Here is an 18,550-nt window from a genome sequence, read left to right on the forward strand (position 1 = left end):
ATGCCCCCGCACTATGCTCGCAGCGTCGCCACTACGAACTCCTCGCTTCATGAAAGCATCCGCTCCGGCTTCCGGTTCCCAGGTTTCTGCGTACGGGGAGGCGGCGCACCCGACGGGCCCGGCGCTCATGGTGGCGGCGCTGGGCGTCGTGTTCGGCGACATCGGCACCTCGCCGCTGTACGCCTTCAAGGAAACAATGAACCCCGAGCACGGCGTGCCGTTCACGCCCGATTCGGTGCTGGGGCTGCTCTCGCTGATCTTCTGGGGGCTGATGTTCGTGGTCACGCTGAAGTACGTGGTGTTCGTGCTGCGCGCAGACCACGACGGCGAAGGCGGCATCCTCGCTCTGCAGGCGCTCGCGCGCAGCGCCGTCGCGGGGCCGAAGACTAAGCCGTGGGTGTGGAACGTCATCGGGCTGCTGGGCCTGGTGGGGGCTGCCATGTTCTACGGCGACAGCCTGATCACGCCGGCCATCTCGGTGCTGTCGGCGGTCGAGGGGCTGGAGGTGCAGGCGCCGGTGCTCCAGCGAGCGGTGCTGCCGATCACGGTGGCGATCCTGATCGCGCTTTTCATGGTGCAGAAGAAGGGCACCGGCACGGTGGGCAAGATCTTCGGGCCGGTCATGCTGCTGTGGTTCATCGTGCTGGCGGCGGCGGGCGCATGGCAGGTGCTGCAGCAGCCGCAGGTGCTGGCGGCGCTCGATCCGCGGCGCGCCTTCGGCTTCCTGATCGAGCACCGGGCGCAGTCGCTGGCGGTGCTCGGCGCGGTGTTCCTGGCTTTCACGGGCGGCGAGGCGCTGTATGCCGACATGGGGCACTTCGGCGCGAAGCCGATCCGGCTGGCGTGGCTCTTCATCGCGCTGCCGGGGCTGGTGCTGAACTACTTCGGGCAGGGCGCGCTGGTGCTGGCGAACCCGGCGGCCATCGACAACCCGTTCTTCCGGCTCTTTCCCTCGTGGGGCGTGCTGCCGATGGTGGTGCTGGCCGCGATGGCGACGGTGATCGCCTCGCAGGCGGTGATTTCGGGTGCTTTCTCGCTCACGGCGCACGCGATGCGCATGGGTTATCTGCCGCGCATGCGGGTGATCCAGACTTCGGGCGCGGCCATCGGGCAGATCTACGTGCCGGCGGTCAACTGGCTGCTGATGGTGGGCGTGCTGCTGCTGGTGCTGGGCTTTCGCAGTTCGGGGGCGCTGTCGGCGGCATACGGCATCGCGGTGTCGATCACGATGGTGACGACGACGCTTCTGGCCGGCATCGTGGCCTGGGGCCTGTGGCGCTGGAACAAGGTGGCGGTGGTGATCGGCGTGACGGCCTTCGCGGTGGTCGACCTGACCTTCGTGATCGCCAACAGCCTGAAGGTGGCCGAGGGCGGCTGGCTCACGCTGGCGGTGGCGGCCGTGGTGATGGTGCTCTTCACCACGTGGTCGAAGGGGCGCCGGCTGGGGCTGGAGGCTGCCGCGGCCGAGAGCCTGCCGCTGCGGCCCTTCGTCGAGTCGCTGGCGCAGCACATGCCGCACCGGGTGAGCGGAACGGCCGTGTTCCTGAACCCCGATGCCACGGCGGTGCCGCATGCGCTGCTGCACAACCTCAAGCACAACCAGGTGCTGCACGAGCAGGTGATCGTGCTGCGCGTGCTGGCCTGCGACACGCCGCGCGTCGACGCGCGCATCCGCATCGAGGCCGAGCAACTGATGGAGGGCATCTGGATGGTCACGGCGCGCCACGGCTTCATGGAGCGGCCCGACGTGCCGGAATTCATCCGCATCCTGGCCTACCAGAAGACGCTGGCGATCGATTCGATGAAGACCTCGTACTTCGTCTCGCGCGCCTCGGTGGGCGAGGAGAACCTGCCGGGCATGAACCCGATCCGGCGGGCGCTCTTCGGCTGGCTGCAGCGCAACGCAGGCCGGGCATCCGACTACTTTGAACTGCCCGACAACCGTCTCGTGGAGATGGGCCAGCGCACCTAGTTTTTCGGCGGCCGGCCGCCCTAGTGACCAACGGGTCATTGACACTGGTTCACGTTTACCCTAGATTACTAACCAGTGGGTCAGTAATGACCCGGTTCGTCCTACCAGGGTGTCTCATGACCGCCTCCACCGTCTCTCCGTTCCGTGTGCGCAGCGCCGCCTGGCTGCTGCTTCCCGCCGTGCTGCTGGCCGGCTGCTCTCCAAAGCCCGCGGCCGAAGACCCGGTGCGGGCGGTCAAATTCGTGACCGTGGGGACTAGCGAATTCGATGCCCAGCCCGAGTTCTCGGCCGAGGTGCGAGCTCGCGTCGAATCGCGCCTGGGCTTCCGCGTGGGGGGCAAGATCACGAAGCGCCAGGCCGAGCTCGGCCAGCATGTGCAGGCCGGGCAGGTTCTGGCCCAACTCGATCCGCAGGACTACCGCCTTGCCGCCGAAGCCGCACGGGCCCAGCAGGCCGCGGCGCTGACCAATCGTGACCTCGCGGCTGCAGACCTCAAGCGCTACACCGAACTGCGGTCGCAGAACTTCATCAGCGGCGCCGAGCTGGAGCGCCGCGAAACCACCTGGAAGGCCGCGCAGGCCCAGCTCGAGCAGGCGCAGGCGCAACTGGCCTCGCAGGGCAACCAGGCCAACTACACGACGCTGGTGGCCGACGTGGCCGGCATCGTCACCGCCATCGAGGCCGAGCCCGGCCAGGTCGTGCAGGCCGGCACACCGGTCGTGCGCATCGCCCAGGACGGCGCGCGCGACGTGGTGTTCGCGGTGCCTGAAGACCGCGCCACGCTAATCAAGACCGGCTCGCCCGTCACGGTGCGTGGCTGGTCCGGCGGCAATGAACTGCAGGGCCAGGTGCGAGAGGTGGCGGCCAGCGCCGATGCAGTCACGCGCACCTACTCGGTCAAGGTTTCCATCGACGCCGCTACCGCGCCCCCTCTGGGCGCCACGGTCTATGCGCGTCCCCAGGCGCTGGCGCACGCGGGCGCCACGGTGATGAAGCTGCCGACCAGCGCGCTGCGCCAGGAAGGCAAGGGCACGTCGGTGTGGGTGCTCGACAAGTCGACGATGACGGTGCGCTCGCAGCCCGTGCAGGTGGCTACCGCCGACGGCAATGAAGCCGTGATCGCCGGCGGCATCTCGCCCGGCATGATGGTCGTGGCCGCCGGCGTGCATGTGCTGTCGCCGGGGCAGAAGGTCACCATCTACCAGTCTCGCGAGGCGGCCGCGGCCGCCGCCAACGCAGGCGCCAAGGAGTCAGCGCAGCCCGTCACGGCTGTCGCGGCGACGAACAAGGAGATCGCAGCGGGTGCCGCCAAATGAGCGGCGGCGCGGCGAACCCCAACGACAAGCCCTCCGGCTTCAATCTCTCCAAATGGGCGCTGGACCACGCGCCCCTCACGCGCTACCTGATGGTGGTGCTGATGGTGCTGGGCGCGTTCGCGTACTTCCAGCTCGGTCAGGACGAGGACCCGCCCTTCACCTTCCGCGCGATGGTGGTGCGCACCTACTGGCCCGGCGCCACCGCCCAGCAGGTGGCCGAGCAGGTCACCGACAAGCTCGAGCGCACGCTGCAGGAGGCGCCCTACGCCGACAAGATCCGCAGCTACTCGAAGCCCGGCGAGTCTCAGATCATCTTCAACATCAAGGACTCGTCGAAGTCCACCGAGGTGGCCAACGTCTGGTACACGGTGCGCAAGAAGATCGGCGACATGCGTGCCACGCTGCCCGCCGGCGTGCAGGGGCCGTTCTTCAATGACGACTTCGGCGACGTCTACGGCGTGATCTACGCGCTGGAGAGCGACGGCTTCAGCTATGCCGAGCTCAAGACGCTGGCCGACGACGTGCGCCAGCAGCTGCTGCGCGTGAAGGACGTGGCCAAGGTCGACCAGTTCGGCGTGCAGGACGAGAAGGTCTACATCGAGATATCGCAGAAGCGCCTGGCGCAGCTGGGGCTCGATTTCAACGCGGTGCTCTCGCAGCTCGGCTCGCAGAACGCCATCGAGAGCGCGGGCACGATCCAGTCGCCGCTCGACGTGGTGCAGGTGCGCGTGGCCGGCCAGTTCACCAGCGTCGACCAGCTGCGCGAGATGCCCATCCGCGGCAGCTCGGGCAACCAGCTCAAGCTCGGCGACATCGCCGACATCCACCGCGGCTATGTTGATCCGCCCTCGGTCAAGATGCATCACCAGGGCAAGGAAGTGATCGGCCTGGGCGTGTCGATGGCCAAGGGCGGCGACATCATCGCGCTGGGCAAGGCGCTGAAGGCGACCGCCGTGACCATCGGGCAGCGGCTGCCGGCCGGCGTGAAGCTGGCGCAGGTGCAGGACCAGCCGGTGGCGGTGGCGAGCTCGGTGAACGAGTTCGTGGGCGTGCTGATCGAGGCCGTGGCCATCGTGCTGGCCGTGAGCATCATTTCGCTCGGACTGCACAAGGGCGGGCGCTTCGGCTGGTACATCGACATGCGCCCGGGCCTGGTGGTGGCCATCACCATTCCGCTGGTGCTGGCCGTGACCTTCCTGGCGATGAACTACTTCGGCATCGGGCTGCACAAGATATCGCTGGGCTCGCTCATCATCGCGCTGGGCCTGCTGGTGGACGACGCCATCATCGCGGTCGAGATGATGGTGCGGAAGATGGAGGAGGGCTACGACAAGGTCCGCGCCGCCACCTTCGCCTACGACGTGACGGCCAAGCCGATGCTCACGGGCACGCTCATCACCGCGGCGGGCTTCCTGCCGATCGGCATCGCCAAGTCGGTGACGGGCGAGTACACCTTCGCCATCTTCGCGGTGACGGTGATCGCGCTGGTGCTGTCGTGGATCGTCTCGGTGTACTTCGTGCCCTATCTCGGCACGCTGCTGCTCAAGGTGAAGCCGCACGACGCGAACGCGCCGCCGCACGAGCTCTTCGACACGCCGTTCTACAACGCCTTCCGCCGCTCGGTGAACTGGTGCGTGCAGCACCGCTGGATGACCATCGGCGCCACGGTGCTGATCTTCGCGCTGGGCATCGTCGGCATGGGCAAGGTGCAGCAGCAGTTCTTCCCGGATTCGAGCCGGCCGGAAATCCTGGTCGACCTCTGGTTCCCCGAGGGCACCTCGTTCGCCGCGAACGAGGAAGTGGCCAGGCGCGTCGAGAAGCGTGTGATGCAGGAGGCCGGCGTGAGCACCGTCAGCACCTGGATCGGCTCCGGCGTGCCGCGCTTCTACCTGCCGCTGGACCAGGTGTTTCCGCAGACCAATGTCTCGCAGCTGATCGTGCTGGCCAAGGACCTGAAGGTGCGCGAGACCCTGCGCATCAAGCTGCCGCAGGTGCTGGCGCAGGAATTCCCCGAGGTGCGCGGCCGCGTCAAGCTGCTGCCCAACGGGCCGCCGGTGCCGTACCCGGTGCAGTTCCGCGTGATCGGCCCCGACCCGGCGCTGCTGCGCGGCCATGCGGACGAGGTGAAGGCCGTGCTGCGCGACAACGCCAACATGCGCGGCGTGAACGACAACTGGAACGAATCGGTGAAAGTGATCCGCCTCGAGATCGACCAGGCCAAGGCGCGCGCGCTCGGCGTGACCAGCCAGGCCATCGCGCAGGCTTCCAAGACCATGTTCAGCGGCACCACCGTGGGCCAGTACCGCGAGAACGACCTGCTGATCGACATCGTGCTGCGCCAGGCGCCCGACGAGCGCCAGGCCATCTCGGACATCGGCAACGCCTACATCCCGACGGCCTCGGGCCGCTCGATCCCGCTCACCCAGATCGCCAAACCGGTGTTCACCTGGGAGCCGGGCGTGATGTGGCGCGAGAACCGCGACTACGCCATCACCGTGCAGGGCGACGTGGTCGAGGGCCTGCAGGGCGCGACCGTGACCGATCAGCTGCTTCCGAAGCTGCGCGAGCTGGAAGCCGGATGGGTCGCGGCCGGGCAGGGCGCCTACCGCATCGAGGTGGCCGGGGCGGTGGAGGAAAGCAGCAAGGGCTCGGCCTCCATCGTGGCGGGCGTGCCGATCATGCTGTTCCTGGTGTTCACGCTGCTGATGCTGCAGTTGCACAGCTTCAGCCGCTCGCTGCTGGTCTTCATTACCGGCCCGATGGGCATCGCCGGCGTGGCGGGTGCGCTGCTGGTGCTGAACCGGCCCTTCGGCTTCGTCGCGCTGCTGGGCGTGATCGCGCTGATGGGCATGATCCAGCGCAACGCGGTGATCCTGATCGACCAGATCGAGCTCGACCGCGCGGCGGGTGTGCCGGCGTGGGACGCGATCGTGGAGTCGGCGGTACGCCGCCTGCGGCCCATCGTGCTGACCGCGGCCGCGGCGGTGCTGGCGATGATCCCGCTGTCGCGCAGCGTGTTCTGGGGGCCGATGGCCGTCGCGATCATGGGCGGGCTGATCGTGGCAACGGTATTGACCCTGCTCGCGCTGCCGGCGATGTATGCCGCCGCATTCCGTGTGAAGCGCGAGCCGGAAGTGGCCCCGATTAGCGTTTAAAATCGCTGGCTGACCGATTTCAAGCGGATGGTCTTTGGCCCACGGGAATCCGTGGTGCGAAAAGCCCGTCCGCTTTTGCATTCACCTGAAAAAAGATTGGCATCGCGCGGGTGGCGAAATTGGTAGACGCACCAGGTTTAGGTCCTGACGTTCGCAAGAACGTGCCGGTTCGAGTCCGGCCCCGCGCACCAGCCCTGCTATGTAGCCTGATCTATCGAGCAGTGATGAAGCCCCGTTTCGAAAGGAACGGGGCTTTTTCTTTTCACCAGTCGTTGTCGCTGCTGCCGCTATCGCTGTCGAAGCTGCCGCCGCCGCTGCTGCTTGCGTCGTCCCAGGAGCTCGTGTCCTTGATGCCGAAATCGTTATCGACGAAGCGATCGCGCTCCTGCGAGGTCGAGGGCGTGGACGACGAGGGCCAGAGGCTGCGGCCCATCTCGGTGTTGCCGCTGTCGGCCATGCGTGTCGTCGTGCCGCTGTCCCTGTCGAACATGCTGTTGTCGCTGCGGTCGTGCATCCAGTGACGCACCGCTTCCTGGGCCACGACCGCGCCGACGCCCACCGCGGCACCGGTGGCAAGGGCGGAGCCCAGACCCATGCCGGGGCTAGCCGCGGGCGGCGGCGCGGGCGTCCAGCCGGGGCCCGAGCCGTAGCTTCCGTAGCCCGCCGGCATGCCTTGCGGGCCCGGGGCGGGACCGTACGAGGGCTGGGCCGGCGCAGCCGGCGGCGCGACCCGTTTGCGGAAAGCGAGATAGCCGACGACCAGCAACCCCAGGAGAGCGATGGGCATCCACGGCACGGAAATCGTCCTGCTTTCGGTTCGCAGCGGCGCCGGGGCGGGCTCGTCGAGGCGCGAAGACGTGTTTCTCGTCTGTGGGGCGGGGCGGTCGAGCTTGTTCGTGAGTCGTTCGACGGCTTCCGGCTTGGCGAAGTCGAGGCCGGGTGACAGCGCCTTCGCCTTCGCCAGTTCGCTCCTTGCACCGTCGAGCCTGCCTTCGGCCGCAAGCAGTTCGGCGTGGACGAAATGGGCCTTGGCGCTGTCGGGATGATCCTTCAGCACCTTCGCGATCATGGCGTCGGCATCGGACATGCGCCCGCCGTTGGCCGCTTCGTAGATCTGCTGGATGGTGGGATCCTTGGGCGCGGTCGCGTCGGTCCCGGCCTGCGCGAGCGAGGGCAGGCCGAGCGCCATGGCAAGGGTAAAGGCGAGGGCGGCGAACATTCGCTGGAGCATGAGAGTTTTCCTGTGCGTTCCTGTAGGGGAGGATGACGATGGTCACTCTACGAGCCGAATATTGGCCAAACCTGACCGCCGCCGCGCGGCACTCCGACCCCGTGAAAACCCGCTTTCCCGCCAGATTAGAATCGCGGGTTGCCCAGTTTTGCAGGCGGCACGCACGTGCCTCCGCATAAATCCCGCGAGCGCGTGTAAGTCCTTGATCTGTATTGACAAAGAACGATGCAGGCCCCGCGCACCAGCCCCCTTACCAGGAAGACATCATGACCGTGACCGTTGAAACTCTCGAGAAGCTCGAACGCAAGATCACGCTGACCCTGCCGGTCGGCACCATCCAGTCCGAAGTCGATTCGCGCCTCAAGAAGCTTGCGCGCACCGTCAAGATGGACGGTTTCCGTCCCGGCAAGGTGCCGATGAACGTCGTGGCCCAGCGCTATGGCTACTCGGTGCACTATGAAGTCATGAACGACAAGGTCGGCGAGGCCTTCTCGCAAGCCGCGAACGAAGCCAAGCTGCGCGTCGCCGGCCAGCCCCGCATCACCGAAAAGGAAGAGTCGCCCGAAGGCCAGCTGGCCTTCGACGCCGTCTTCGAAGTGTTCCCCGACGTCAAGATCAACGACCTGTCGGGCGCCGAAGTCGAGAAGCTGTCGGCCGAAGTCGGCGAAGACGCCATCGACAAGACCCTGGACATCCTGCGCAAGCAGCGCCGTACCTTCGCCCAGCGCGCGCAAGACGCCGTGGCCCAGGACGGTGACCGCGTGACGGTCGACTTCGAAGGCAAGATCGACGGCGAGCCCTTCCAGGGCGGCAAGGCCGAAGACTTCCAGTTCGTCGTCGGCGAAGGCCAGATGCTCAAGGAATTCGAAGACGCCGTGCGCGGCATGAAGTCGGGCGACAGCCGCACCTTCCCGCTGTCGTTCCCGGCCGACTACCACGGCAAGGACGTGGCCGGCAAGCAGGCCGACTTCCTGGTCACCGTGAAGAAGATCGAAGCCTCGCACCTGCCCGAAGTCAACGAGCAACTGGCCAAGTCGCTCGGCATCGCCGAAGCCACCGTCGAAGGCCTGCGCGCCGACATCAAGCGCAACCTCGAGCGCGAAGTGAAGTTCCGCCTGCTGGCGCGCAACAAGAACGCCGTGATGGACGCCCTGGTGGCCAACGCCGAGCTCGACCTGCCCAACGCCAGCGTGCAGTCGGAAGTCAGCCGCATGGTCGAAGGCGCCCGCGCCGAGCTGAAGCAGCGCGGCATCAAGGACGCCGACAAGGCTCCGATCCCCGACGAAGTGTTCCGTCCGCAAGCCGAGCGCCGCGTGCGCCTGGGCCTTGTGGTGGCCGAACTGGTGCGTGCCAACAACCTGCAGGCCAAGCCCGAGCAGATCAAGGCCCACATCGACGAGCTGGCCGCCAGCTACGAAAAGCCGGCTGACGTGGTGCGCTGGTACTTCAGCGACAACAACCGCCTGGCCGAGGTCGAAGCCGTGGTCATCGAGAACAACGTGACCGATTTCGTGCTGGGCAAGGCCAAGGTCAACGAAAAGTCGGTCTCGTTCGACGAACTGATGGCTCAGCAGCAAGGCTGATCTCCCAAGCCGCCCGCTACGCCGATGGGGCTTGTGCTTTGCGGCACGAGCCCCATTTCACTCAGGCGTACAGTTCAGACACAGCGAACGATCCCATTTCTCGGAGAGCAAATTCATGAGCGCACAGGAAACCCAGGCCCTCGGCATGATCCCGATGGTCATCGAGCAGTCGGGCCGCGGCGAGCGGTCTTACGACATCTACTCGCGCCTTCTCAAGGAGCGCATCATTTTCCTGGTGGGCGAGGTCAACGACCAGACCGCCAACCTCGTGGTGGCCCAGCTGCTGTTCCTCGAGAGCGAGAACCCGGACAAGGACATTTCCTTCTACATCAACTCCCCGGGCGGCAGCGTGAGCGCCGGCATGGCGATCTACGACACCATGCAGTTCATCAAGCCCGACGTGTCGACCATGTGCCTGGGCTTCGCGGCCAGCATGGGCGCCTTCCTGCTGGCGGCGGGTGAAAAGGGCAAGCGCTTCTCGCTGCCCAATTCGAAGATCATGATCCACCAGGTGCTCGGCGGCGCACGCGGCCAGGCGACCGACATCGAGATCCACGCGCGCGACATCCTGCGCACCAAGGACCAGATGAACCGCATCCTGGCCGAACGCACCGGCCAGCCGCTGGAAAAGGTCAAGGCCGACACCGAACGAGACTATTTCCTGACGGCCGACGAGGCCAAGGACTACGGCCTGGTGGACCAGGTCGTCGCCAAGCGCGGTTGAACGCCGGCGCCGAGGGCGCCAAATGGCAAGAAACGGCGTTTTCCACACGGGAAACGCCGTTTTTGTTTAGTTATCATTGTCCCTACCCTGTAACGAGGCAAATGTCCATGGCCGATAAAAAAGGCTCCTCCAGCGAAAAAACGCTTTATTGCTCGTTCTGCGGCAAGAGCCAGCACGAGGTCAAGAAGCTGATCGCGGGCCCTTCGGTCTTCATCTGCGACGAGTGCATCGACCTTTGCAACGAGATCATCCGCGACGAACTCCCGGCGGGTGAGGAAGCGCGCGAGGCGCGCAGCGACCTGCCGACGCCGCTGGAGATCAAGGCCAACCTCGACAACTACGTGATCGGCCAGGAGCCGGCCAAGCGCATGCTGTCGGTGGCCGTCTACAACCACTACAAGCGCCTGCGCCACAAGGAAAAGGCCAAGGGCGACGACGTGGAGCTCAGCAAGAGCAACATCCTGCTGATCGGCCCCACGGGTTCGGGCAAGACGCTGCTGGCGCAGACGCTGGCGCGCATGCTCGACGTGCCCTTCGTGATGGCCGACGCCACCACGCTGACCGAGGCCGGCTATGTCGGCGAGGACGTCGAGAACATCATCCAGAAGCTGCTGCAGAGCTGCAACTACGAAGTGGAGCGCGCGCAGCGCGGCATCGTCTACATCGACGAAATCGACAAGATCTCGCGCAAGTCCGACAACCCTTCCATCACGCGCGACGTGTCGGGAGAGGGCGTGCAGCAGGCGCTGCTGAAGCTGATCGAAGGCACCATGGCCAGCGTGCCCCCCCAGGGCGGGCGCAAGCACCCGAACCAGGACTTCCTGCAGATCGACACGACCAACATCCTGTTCATCTGCGGCGGCGCGTTCGCGGGCCTGGAGAAGGTCATCGAAAACCGCACCGAGGCCTCGGGCATTGGCTTCGGCGCTTCAGTCAAGAGCAAGCAGCAGCGTAGCCTCACCGAAGTGTTCCGCGAAGTGGAGCCCGAGGACCTGATCAAATTCGGCCTGATCCCCGAACTCGTGGGCCGCATGCCCGTGGTCGCCTCGCTCGCCGAACTCAGCGAGGACGCGCTGGTGCAGATCCTCACCGAGCCGAAGAACGCGGTGGTCAAGCAGTTCACCAAGCTGCTGCAGATGGAAGGCGTGGACCTCGAGATCCGTCCGGCGGCACTCAAGGCCATCGCCCGCAAGGCACTGGCCCGCAAGACCGGTGCGCGCGGTTTGCGCTCGATCCTTGAACAGTCGCTGATCGACACCATGTTCGAGTTGCCGAACGCGACCAATGTCGACAAGGTGGTGGTCGAGGAATCGACCATCGACGAAAACAAGCCCCCGCTGCTCGTGTACCGCGAAGCGGCGAAAAAGGCTTAAAGCCAAAGACGCGAAGGATTTGCATGTCTGGCCACACCCCCTTGCCTCCCGAAGCCCTCGACCTGCCGCTGCTGCCGCTGCGCGATGTCGTGGTGTTTCCCCACATGGTGATTCCGCTGTTCGTGGGTCGCCCCAAGAGCATCAAGGCGCTCGAGCTGGCCATGGAGGCGGAGCGCCGCATCATGCTCGTGGCCCAGAAGGCCGCGGCCAAGGACGAGCCCTCCGTCGAGGACATGTTCGAGGTCGGCTGCGTCTCGACCATCCTGCAGATGCTCAAGCTGCCCGACGGCACGGTGAAGGTGCTGGTCGAGGGCCAGCAACGTGCCCGCGTGAACCGCATCGATGACGGCGAGACCCACTTCTCGGCCAACGTGACGCCCGTGGAGGCGCCCGAAGGCGGCGAGAAGGGCACCGAGGTCGAGGCGCTGCGCCGCGCGGTGATGCAGCAGTTCGACCAGTACGTCAAGCTGAACAAGAAGATTCCGCCCGAGATCCTCACCTCGATCTCGAGCATCGACGATCCGGGCCGCCTCGCGGACACCATCGCCGCCCACCTGCCGCTCAAGCTAGACAACAAGCAGGCCGTGCTCGACCTGGACGACGTCAAGTCGCGCCTGGAGAACCTGTTCGGCCAGCTCGAGCGCGAGGTCGACATCCTCAACGTCGACAAGAAGATCCGCGGGCGCGTGAAGCGCCAGATGGAGAAGAACCAGCGCGACTTCTACCTCAACGAGCAGGTCAAGGCCATCCAGAAGGAGCTCGGCGAAGGCGAAGAGGGCGCGGACATCGAGGAGATCGAGAAGAAGATCAAGCTCGCGAAGATGTCCAAGGAAGGCCTGAAGAAGGCCGAGGGCGAGCTCAAGAAGCTCAAGCTCATGTCGCCCATGTCGGCTGAGGCCACGGTGGTGCGCAACTACATCGACGTGCTGGTCGGCCTGCCCTGGAGCAAGAAGACCAAGATCAAGCACGACCTGGCCAACGCCGAGGCGGTGCTCAATGCCGACCACTACGGCCTGGAGAAGGTCAAGGACCGAATCCTCGAATACCTCGCGGTGCAGCAGCGCGTGGACAAGGTCAAGGCGCCCATCCTGTGCCTCGTGGGGCCTCCGGGCGTGGGCAAGACCTCGCTGGGGCAGTCGATCGCCAAGGCGACCGGCCGCAAGTACACCCGAATGGCGCTGGGCGGCATGCGCGACGAAGCCGAGATCCGTGGCCACCGCCGCACCTACATCGGCGCGCTGCCGGGCAAGGTGCTGCAGGGCCTGAGCAAGATCGGCACGCGCAACCCGCTGTTCCTGCTCGACGAGATCGACAAGCTGGGCACGGACTTCCGCGGCGACCCGTCGAGCGCGCTGCTCGAGGTGCTCGACCCCGAGCAGAACCACACTTTCGGCGACCACTACGTGGAAGTCGACTTCGACCTGAGCGACGTGATGTTCGTCGCCACCTCGAACTCGATGAACATCCCGCCGGCGCTGCTGGACCGCATGGAAGTCATCCGCCTCTCGGGCTACACCGAGGACGAGAAGACCAACATCGCGATCAAGTACCTGCTGCCCAAGCAGATGAAGAACAACGGCGTGAAGGACGACGAGCTCGCCGTCACCGAGGAAGCGGTGCGCGACATCGTGCGCTACTACACGCGTGAGGCCGGCGTTCGTTCGCTCGAGCGCGAGCTATCGAAGATCTGCCGCAAGGTGGTGAAGGGCCTGCTGCTCAAGCAGCTCACGCCGCAGGTCACGGTCACCGGCGCGAACCTCAACGACTTCCTCGGCGTGCGCAAGCTCACTTTCGGCCTGGCCGAGAAGCAGAACCAGGTCGGCCAGGTGGTCGGCCTCGCGTGGACCGAAGTCGGCGGCGACCTGCTGACGATCGAGGCGGTCACCATGCCCGGCAAGGGCGTGATCAGCCGCACCGGTTCGCTGGGCGACGTGATGAAGGAGTCGGTCGAGGCCGCGCGCACCGTGGTGCGCAGCCGCTCGCGCCGCCTCGGCATCAAGGACGAGGTGTTCGAAAAGCGCGACATCCACATCCACGTGCCCGATGGCGCCACGCCGAAGGACGGCCCGAGCGCGGGCGCCGCGATGACGACGGCCTTCGTGTCGGCGCTCACGGGCATCCCGGTGCGCAGCGACGTCGCGATGACGGGCGAGATCACGCTGCGAGGCGAGGTCACGGCCATCGGCGGTCTCAAGGAAAAGCTGCTGGCAGCCTTGCGTGGCGGCATCAAGACCGTGCTGATTCCGGAAGAGAACGCCAAGGACCTGCAGGACATTCCCGAGAACGTGAAGAACGGTCTCGAGATCGTGCCGGTGAAATGGATCGACAAGGTGCTCGAGATCGCTCTCGAGAAATCGCCCGAGCCGCTGTCCGATGAAGAGGTCGCTGCGTCCGCCGCCGCCATGGCCGAATTGGCCAAGCAGCGCACGCCGGCTCCGGCTTCCGAAGGTTCGGTCAAACACTGATCGAATAATCGCAAAAGTTGCGGGACCTTGAAAAATTGGTATATACTTCAAGGCTCGAAACGCGGGAATAGCTCAGTTGGTAGAGCGCAACCTTGCCAAGGTTGAGGTCGAGAGTTCGAGACTCTTTTCCCGCTCCAGTTTTGAAAAAGGGAAGCTCCAGCTTCCCTTTTTTTCGCTAGTTCGATTTCGTATTTCTGCGTGGCGCGATAGCAAAGCGGTTATGCAACGGATTGCAAATCCGTCTAGTCCGGTTCGACTCCGGATCGCGCCTCCACTCTCTCGGTTCAAACAGATTCGACCCCGAACGCCAAGCCCCGCCAACCGACGTTGCCGGGGCTTGTTTTGTTTGGGTTATCGTCGATGTCCAACCTGACGCCCGGATGGTGAAATTGGTAGACACATCGGACTTAAAATCCGCCGCTTCCTTAATCGGGGCATACGGGTTCGACCCCCGTTCCGGGTACCAACTTACAAGGGAGCATCAGATGCCTCGCTATAACGCTCCATTTGAAATTCATGTGCACGGCGACGTGCCGCTGCGTTCGGACGTCACCTTCGAACAGATCCAGGAGGCGCTCAAGCCGCTGTGGAAATACGCCGGTGCCAAGTCGCTGGCCGATGGCGCCACCAGCTCCTACGAAGAAGAACCCGGCATCCGCTACGAGCAGAAGGACCACATGCTCCAGATGTGCTGGACCGTGGCCGGCGATGAAGACTTCCGCCAGGCGCTCGACGAGATGTGCATGGGCCTGAACGAGCTCTCCGAGCGCGGCGCGGCCATCGAGGTCACCTTCTACGACACCGACTTCGACGAGGAAGAGGGCGACCCCGAAGAGGAGTCGCGCGACGACTTCCTGATGCTCTTCGTCGGCCCCAATCCGGCCGCCATCATGCAGGTGCAGCGCGACCTGCTCGTCGAAGACGTCGTCAACCTCATGGAACGCCACTTCGACGGCTCCGAGCTGGGTGGTGTTGTCGCCGAAATCGATCGCCTCTTCAGCGACCGTTTCGACGCGCTCGTGAACTCGCTCGAAATTGGAAAGCGCCCGCGCGGCACCGGTGGACCGGGCAGCGGGGGCAGCGGTGGTGGCCACGGCGGCGGCCGCCGTCCGCGCCACCTGCACTGACTGCCTGACTGGCTCCCGGCACCGCTCGCCGCAGCCCGCGCATGGCCCTGTTCCCCGCCTCCGCGCTGCAGCCGGGCGTGCGCAAGCGCGAGGTGTTCGGCTGGGCGATGTACGACTTCGCCAACTCGGGCTACACCACCGTCGTCATCACTGCTGTGTTCGCCGCCTACTTCGTGGGCGGCATCGCCAAAGGCGCACCATGGGCCGCCTTCGCATGGACGGCGGCGCTCAGTACCTCCTATGCCATCGTGATGCTCACGATGCCCGCCATCGGCGCATGGGCCGACATGCGCGCGGCAAAAAAGCGCGTGCTGGTTCTCGCGACCCTGGGCTGCGTCTTCGCGACGGCTGCGCTCTCCGTCACGCCCAGCTTCTCCGGCGCCGGCGGCGTCGCGCTCGCGATGGCGCTGATCATCGTCTCCAACGCCTTCTATTCCTACGGCGAGTCCCTCACGGGTGCCTTCCTGCCCGAGCTGGCGACGGCCGAGGGCATGGGCAAGGTGAGCGGATGGGGCTGGGCCTTCGGCTATGTGGGCGGCATGCTGGCGCTGGGCATCTGTCTGGCTTACGTGTTGTGGTCCCAATCCAAGGGGCTGCCGGCGGCGCACTTCGTGCCGGTCACGATGCTGATCACCGCAGCCATCTATGGCTTCGCCGCATGCGCCACCTTCGCACTGCTGCCCGAGCGCGCACAGCCCCGCGCCGCCGGCAACGAGCAGGGTGCCTGGCAGCAGTTGCTCGCCACCTACCGTCAGGCGCGCGCGTATCGCGACTTCATGTGGCTGCTGGCCTGCACCGTCTGCTACCAGGGCGGCGTGGCGGTAGCCATCACGCTTGCCGCCATCTACGCGGAGCAGGTGATCGGCTTCGTGGCAAGCGAGACCATGGTGCTGATCTTCGTGCTCAACATCGCGGCTTCACTCGGTGCCTTCGGCTTCGGCTATGTGCAGGACCGCATCGGCCACAAGGTCTCGCTGGCCGGCACGCTCGTCGCGTGGATCGCTGTCTGCGTGATCGCAGCGCTGGTCACCACCAAGGGCGGCTTCTGGTGGGCCGCGACCATCGCGGGGCTGGCCATGGGATCGAGCCAGTCGGCCGGCCGCGCGATGACTGGCTACCTGGCGCCGCCGAAGCAGCTCGCCGAGTTCTTCGGGCTCTGGACCTTCGCCACGCGGCTGGCGAGCATCGTCGGACCGCTGAGCTTCGGCGCCATCACCTGGATGACCGGCGGCAACCAGCGAATCGCGATTCTTTCGACCACGGTGCTGTTCGTGGCGGGGCTGTTGCTGCTGCTCCCTATCGACATGCAGCGCGGCCGCCAGGCCGCGCTGCGCGCCTCCTCCTGACTGCCGGCAATCAGGGCAGCTTGTCGCCGAACAGGCTGCCGTTGGTCAGCGGCCAGCCGACTTCCGGTGCGTAGCGCACCGTCCAGTTCGCCGGGTTCTTCACGCGGGCCGCGAAGGCCGCCAGGTCCGAACGGTCCAGCGAGCCGGTGTAGATCGCGTTGGTCTGGTTGGCGGGGCTCGCCGTGAAGCTGAAGGCGGTGCCGGCCGTCGTGACTGCGTCGGGAATGGTGCCGGCGCTGCCACCCAGCGTGATGGTCGCGAGGTAGTCGCCGACGGCGGTGATTTGCCCGGCCACGCCGTCGCCCAGGCCGGCGATGCTGCCTCCCGCGATGGCATAGACGGTCTCCGACTTGCCGATGCCGCCCGGCGACCCGAGTGTGAAGCCCTTGTCCGCGACCGGATTGCCCGTCACGTCGGTCTGGATGGTCACGATGGTGCCGGCCGGCAGGTTGCGGTCGGCGGTCCAGAAGAAGGCCGTCTCGTTGGTGATGCCGGTGAACTCGTTCGTGCCCGATTTGCGGTCGCGGTCGGTGAAGAGCACCTTCGTGCCGCCGTTCACCGCCTTCAGCAGCACGAAGGCGTAAGCGTCGGGCGCCTCGGCGTTGGCGGCCATGAAGAGCAGGTCGCCGGCGGCGAGCGCCGTGGCGCCGTCGGTCGTGGTGAAGCTCAGCTGCGTCGCGTCGCTGATGCCGGCGAAGGCGTTGCCGGCGGGATCGGTGATCGCGTTGGCGTCGATGGTGACGTAGTAGCCGCTGCTGGCCGCAAGCGGTGCCGACGGCACCAGCTTCAGCTTGTTGAAGGCCACCTGCAGGCGGCTGGTCGGGCTGTTGGCGTGGAAGGTCTCGACCACGCTGCCGTCGGCCTTGTGCAGAACGATGCTGCCCGAGCCCAGGCGCACGGCTTCGTTGAACGACAGCGCGATCGAGGCGTCGAGATTCACGCCCACGAGGCCGGCCAACGATGCCTTTTTCAGCTTCGGCGCGGTGGTGTCCACCAGCGGCGAGCCCAGGCGCACCACGAAGCCGTCGAACTTCTGGTCGGCGGGAGGCAGGTCCTTCGAGGCAGTGCTGCCGTCCCACTTGGTGTCGCCGTTGTCCAGCAGCAGCTGGACTTCCGTGCCGGGCCTCACGGGGCCCGGCACCTCGACTGCGGATTCGAAGCTGCCGCCGGTGTCCTTGGCCAGTGCATCGAGGTTGTTCGACAGCTCGACCGGCGCGCTGTTGGGGTTGCCGTCCCACGCGAAGAGCGCAAAGTTGCGATCCACGTCCGGGCTTGCGGCACCCGCGGGGCCGGCGACGATCAGGTAGTTGCCGTCGGTGCCCTTGTCGATCGAGCGGATTCCGCGGCCGCCCAGTTCGAGCTCGATGGGCGCGCCGAAGGTAGCCTGCGTGGCGGTGCCCGCGACCAGCGCGGCGTAGTTCTGCACCGGCACGATCAGCGCCTTGGAGCGCACCGTGGTGCCCGTCTGCGGCGCGCGGAAGCCGAGCCACAGCGCGGTGTCGCCCGGCGAGCTGGTCATGCCTTCGATGGAGAAGCCGTCGACGCGCTCGGGCACGATGCCCGCCGCGGCCGACACCGCAAAGCCGAAGCGGTTGGCGCCGAGGCCGTGCGCATTGCCGGAGTCCCAGGCGACGAGCTGCGCTTCGAGCAGCGAGAACTGGCCGACATAGCTGAATGCGGTGTCGGCACCCGTGCCGGTGACCTTGACCGCGAACAGGTGCGAGCGGTCGGCCGCCGCATCGGCGCCGTCCTTCTTGTTGCTGTTGGAGCCGGTGAAGTACAGCGTGTCGCCGACGCGGGTGCCGGCCTCGAGATCGAGCTCCTTGGTGAGCTTGGGGCCTTCGAGCTCGTAGCTCCATTCCTTCACCGCGGCGCCGCCGCCGCGCGGGTAGACGCGCAGCACGTTCGACTCGTCGTCCGCCACGATCATGAAGTTGCCGGGCAGGGCGAGGGCGGTCGATGCGTCGGAAGAACCTTCGGTGGTTCCTGCATTGGGCGTGAATCGCGCCTTGGAGACGAGCTGGTCGGGTTCAGGCTGCGCTGCGGGCGGTTGTGCCGGCGGCTGCGTGGCCGGCGGCGTGGTGCTCGCGGGCGGAAGGAAGCCGATCGGACCGGAGCCGCCACCGCCGCCTCCGCAGGCACTCAGTGCCAGCGCGAGCGCACCGGCGAGCATCAGGGGCTTGAAGGGAATGCGGGCTTGGGGAAGAGGGTTCATTGTGCGCGGCAATACTTTTTGACAAACCGCGCATGCTGGTACT

The 18,550-nt window shown here is 66.1% G+C and carries 11 protein-coding genes and 4 tRNA genes; 13 read left to right on the plus strand and 2 right to left on the minus strand.

Annotated elements, in window-relative coordinates:
* The first annotated feature begins 127 nt into the window (after positions 1-127).
* The 4 genes from EJP67_RS22365 (at position 128) to EJP67_RS22380 (ending at position 6,634) form a co-directional block, all read left to right on the plus strand.
* Entirely contained in the window at positions 128-1,972 is a 1,845-nt protein-coding gene (locus EJP67_RS22365; protein WP_126024059.1) for a potassium transporter Kup, read from the plus strand.
* Between the two features lie 116 nt (positions 1,973-2,088).
* Entirely contained in the window at positions 2,089-3,288 is a 1,200-nt protein-coding gene (locus tag EJP67_RS22370) for an efflux RND transporter periplasmic adaptor subunit (protein WP_126023911.1), read from the plus strand.
* Entirely contained in the window at positions 3,285-6,443 is a 3,159-nt protein-coding gene (locus EJP67_RS22375) for an efflux RND transporter permease subunit (RefSeq protein WP_126023912.1), read from the plus strand. Before EJP67_RS22370 ends, EJP67_RS22375 begins: the two co-directional genes overlap by 4 nt.
* Positions 6,444-6,547: 104 nt before the next feature.
* Positions 6,548-6,634, plus strand: a tRNA-Leu gene (locus EJP67_RS22380).
* A 71-nt stretch (positions 6,635-6,705) separates the two neighbouring features.
* Here the strand turns inward: EJP67_RS22380 and EJP67_RS22385 are convergent.
* Positions 6,706-7,674: a tetratricopeptide repeat protein gene (locus tag EJP67_RS22385; protein ID WP_126023913.1), complete on the minus strand. Its 969-nt coding sequence runs from the start codon at positions 7,672-7,674 to the stop codon at positions 6,706-6,708.
* Positions 7,675-7,940: 266 nt separating this feature from the next.
* On the opposite strand from EJP67_RS22385, the gene tig reads away from it, so the two are divergent.
* The 9 genes from tig (at position 7,941) to EJP67_RS22430 (ending at position 16,292) form a co-directional block, all read left to right on the plus strand.
* Positions 7,941-9,257 (plus strand): trigger factor, encoded by a 1,317-nt coding sequence (gene tig / locus EJP67_RS22390; RefSeq protein ID WP_126023914.1) that lies wholly within the window; start codon positions 7,941-7,943, stop codon positions 9,255-9,257.
* Between the two features lie 115 nt (positions 9,258-9,372).
* Positions 9,373-9,981 carry an ATP-dependent Clp endopeptidase proteolytic subunit ClpP gene (gene clpP, locus EJP67_RS22395; protein ID WP_126023915.1) on the plus strand — a complete coding sequence of 203 codons (609 nt, stop codon included), beginning with the start codon at positions 9,373-9,375 and terminating at the stop codon, positions 9,979-9,981.
* A 107-nt stretch (positions 9,982-10,088) separates the two neighbouring features.
* Positions 10,089-11,354, plus strand: a complete 1,266-nt coding sequence (clpX, locus tag EJP67_RS22400; RefSeq protein ID WP_126023916.1) for an ATP-dependent Clp protease ATP-binding subunit ClpX — start codon at positions 10,089-10,091, stop codon at positions 11,352-11,354.
* Between the two features lie 23 nt (positions 11,355-11,377).
* Positions 11,378-13,819, plus strand: coding sequence for an endopeptidase La (gene lon, locus EJP67_RS22405; RefSeq protein WP_126023917.1), 2,442 nt, complete (start codon positions 11,378-11,380; stop codon positions 13,817-13,819).
* A 61-nt stretch (positions 13,820-13,880) separates the two neighbouring features.
* Positions 13,881-13,956 (plus strand) — tRNA-Gly (locus EJP67_RS22410).
* 63 nt (positions 13,957-14,019) lie between these two features.
* Positions 14,020-14,093, plus strand: a tRNA-Cys gene (locus EJP67_RS22415).
* 100 nt (positions 14,094-14,193) lie between these two features.
* Positions 14,194-14,285 (plus strand) — tRNA-Leu (locus tag EJP67_RS22420).
* A 19-nt stretch (positions 14,286-14,304) separates the two neighbouring features.
* A complete protein-coding gene (locus EJP67_RS22425; protein WP_126023918.1) occupies positions 14,305-14,946 on the plus strand; it encodes a DUF6806 family protein in 642 nt (213 codons plus the stop codon).
* A gap of 41 nt (positions 14,947-14,987) precedes the next feature.
* A complete protein-coding gene (locus EJP67_RS22430; RefSeq protein ID WP_126023919.1) occupies positions 14,988-16,292 on the plus strand; it encodes an MFS transporter in 1,305 nt (434 codons plus the stop codon).
* A 10-nt stretch (positions 16,293-16,302) separates the two neighbouring features.
* Here the strand turns inward: EJP67_RS22430 and EJP67_RS22435 are convergent, their stop codons facing one another.
* Positions 16,303-18,507 carry an Ig-like domain-containing domain gene (locus EJP67_RS22435; RefSeq protein WP_126023920.1) on the minus strand — a complete coding sequence of 735 codons (2,205 nt, stop codon included), beginning with the start codon at positions 18,505-18,507 and terminating at the stop codon, positions 16,303-16,305.
* Between the last annotated feature and the right edge of the window lie 43 nt (positions 18,508-18,550).

The sequence above is a fragment of the Variovorax guangxiensis genome (genome assembly GCF_003952165.1).
In the GTDB taxonomy this organism is placed as follows: Bacteria; Pseudomonadota; Gammaproteobacteria; order Burkholderiales; family Burkholderiaceae_C; genus Variovorax; species Variovorax guangxiensis.

Excerpts from the sequence above, each read along its gene's own strand:
- EJP67_RS22365 (WP_126024059.1), top strand. The coding sequence starts at position 128 with ATGGTGGCGGCGCTGGGCGTCGTGTTCGGCGACATCGGCACCTCGCCG.
- EJP67_RS22370 (WP_126023911.1), top strand. The coding sequence starts at position 2,089 with ATGACCGCCTCCACCGTCTCTCCGTTCCGTGTGCGCAGCGCCGCCTGG.
- EJP67_RS22375 (WP_126023912.1), top strand. The coding sequence starts at position 3,285 with ATGAGCGGCGGCGCGGCGAACCCCAACGACAAGCCCTCCGGCTTCAAT.
- EJP67_RS22385 (WP_126023913.1), bottom strand. The coding sequence starts at position 7,674 with ATGCTCCAGCGAATGTTCGCCGCCCTCGCCTTTACCCTTGCCATGGCG.
- tig (WP_126023914.1), top strand. The coding sequence starts at position 7,941 with ATGACCGTGACCGTTGAAACTCTCGAGAAGCTCGAACGCAAGATCACG.
- clpP (WP_126023915.1), top strand. The coding sequence starts at position 9,373 with ATGAGCGCACAGGAAACCCAGGCCCTCGGCATGATCCCGATGGTCATC.
- clpX (WP_126023916.1), top strand. The coding sequence starts at position 10,089 with ATGGCCGATAAAAAAGGCTCCTCCAGCGAAAAAACGCTTTATTGCTCG.
- lon (WP_126023917.1), top strand. The coding sequence starts at position 11,378 with ATGTCTGGCCACACCCCCTTGCCTCCCGAAGCCCTCGACCTGCCGCTG.
- EJP67_RS22425 (WP_126023918.1), top strand. The coding sequence starts at position 14,305 with ATGCCTCGCTATAACGCTCCATTTGAAATTCATGTGCACGGCGACGTG.
- EJP67_RS22430 (WP_126023919.1), top strand. The coding sequence starts at position 14,988 with ATGGCCCTGTTCCCCGCCTCCGCGCTGCAGCCGGGCGTGCGCAAGCGC.
- EJP67_RS22435 (WP_126023920.1), bottom strand. The coding sequence starts at position 18,507 with ATGAACCCTCTTCCCCAAGCCCGCATTCCCTTCAAGCCCCTGATGCTC.